General features: G+C 45.6%; 2 protein-coding genes. Both read left to right on the top strand.

Annotation, left to right across the window (positions count from 1 at the left end; translation table 11 throughout):
• The coding region (locus F6K20_RS38130) for a 2OG-Fe(II) oxygenase family protein (RefSeq protein WP_287298370.1) at positions 1-350 on the top strand (350 nt) is incomplete at its 5' end.
• A 198-nt stretch (positions 351-548) separates the two neighbouring features.
• Positions 549-1,505 (top strand): S8 family peptidase (locus F6K20_RS38125; protein WP_287298368.1); only part of this gene is annotated, 957 nt, incomplete at its 3' end.

Below are 1,505 nucleotides of genomic sequence, written 5' to 3'. Positions count from 1 at the left end.
CCCTACGGGTTTATGCCAAAAATGCCTGGATTGATGCGGTTTGTTTAGAAGATGCTTTTGTGATTAATTTGGGGGATATGTTGCAATACTGGACGAATGGCTTATTTGTCAGCACTGCCCATGAAGTGATTCATACAAGCCCCAATAGTCGGGTTTCTATCCCTGTTTTTGTCTTCCCTAATTCCCATACAATTATTGAGCCAATGGGAACCAATGAAAAGATTAATTCTACCAACATTATGCTGGAAAACTTTAATTCAGTTTGGGTGACTAAAACAGGGGCAGGTCGAGCTCGGGAATTAAAGTATTCTGAACATGAAAAAACCAAACTAGCAAGGTTACCAAAGTAGCATGATTGGGATTTTGTAAATAAGTTACAAAGATTCTAGCTGACCTGTTGCCCCTTCAGCCTTGGTTAACTGCTTTTGGCCGCGCTGCATCGCTACTCCCTACTCCCTACTCCCTACTCCCTACTCCCTACTCCCTACTCCCTTTGCTATATAAGCTATCGTGGTGATTAAAGACTCGCGAAGCAGCGACAGATTGCCATGAGAAAATTTTTGATACTGTGTCTGTTTGTAGTAGGGCTGGGTTTTGCCCTGTTTAACTTTAAAGGATTGGCAAATCAGGGGAATTTTGAGTCGATTGTGATCGACTTCCGGGAAGATATCCCAGCTGCTCAACTTAATGAGCAATTGCAAGCGATCGCACAACAATACGAGGTGAATCCCCAACTCAATAGTGAATTTTCAGCAGCGGATCACATATATATCCTAAAGGGAGATAAACAACTGCTGAATACCCTGAAACAATCAGGACTATCCCAAGCAACAGAATATATTGAACCGAACTATACCTATAGTGCCTTCGAGGTTCCCAATGACCCTGACTATAGCAAGCAGTGGAACCTGCGCAGCATTAATATAGAATCTGCCTGGGATGACACCAAGGGTAGTGGGGTAACAGTAGCAGTGATTGACACTGGGGTCAGCGCAGTCCCAGATTTGAAAGATACTGAATTTGTTGAAGGCTACGACTTTGTTAATGACCGGATTGAAGCATGGGATGATCAAGGTCACGGTACTCACGTAGCCGGTACCATTGCCCAATCTACCAACAATGGTTACGGTGTTGCCGGAATTGCTTACGAAGCTAGCCTGATGCCCCTGAAGGTATTGGCAGCCCATGGTGGTGGTACAGTGGCTGATATTGCAGAAGCGATTCGCTTTGCCGCTGATCATGGGGCAGATGTGATCAACATGAGTTTAGGAGGGGCTGGTGAAAGCAATCTGATGGCAGAGGCAATCGACTATGCCTACCACAAAGGTGTTGTCCTAGTGGCTGCTGCTGGTAACTCTAACCAAAATGCTGCCGCTTATCCCGCCCGCTATCCCCATGTTATTGGTGTTTCTGCCCTTGATTCCGCAGGTCTGAAAGCTCCCTACTCTAACTTTGGTGCTGGGGTAGATATCTCAGCCCCTGGTGGCAGTGAAAATGGTAAGATT

Origin of the sequence: Moorena sp. SIO2C4, from assembly GCF_010672485.1 — a bacterium.
Classification (GTDB): domain Bacteria; phylum Cyanobacteriota; class Cyanobacteriia; order Cyanobacteriales; family Coleofasciculaceae; genus Moorena; species Moorena producens.
The sequence above is the reverse complement of the archived record's forward strand: the minus strand, read 5'-3'. Positions and strand labels throughout refer to the sequence as shown.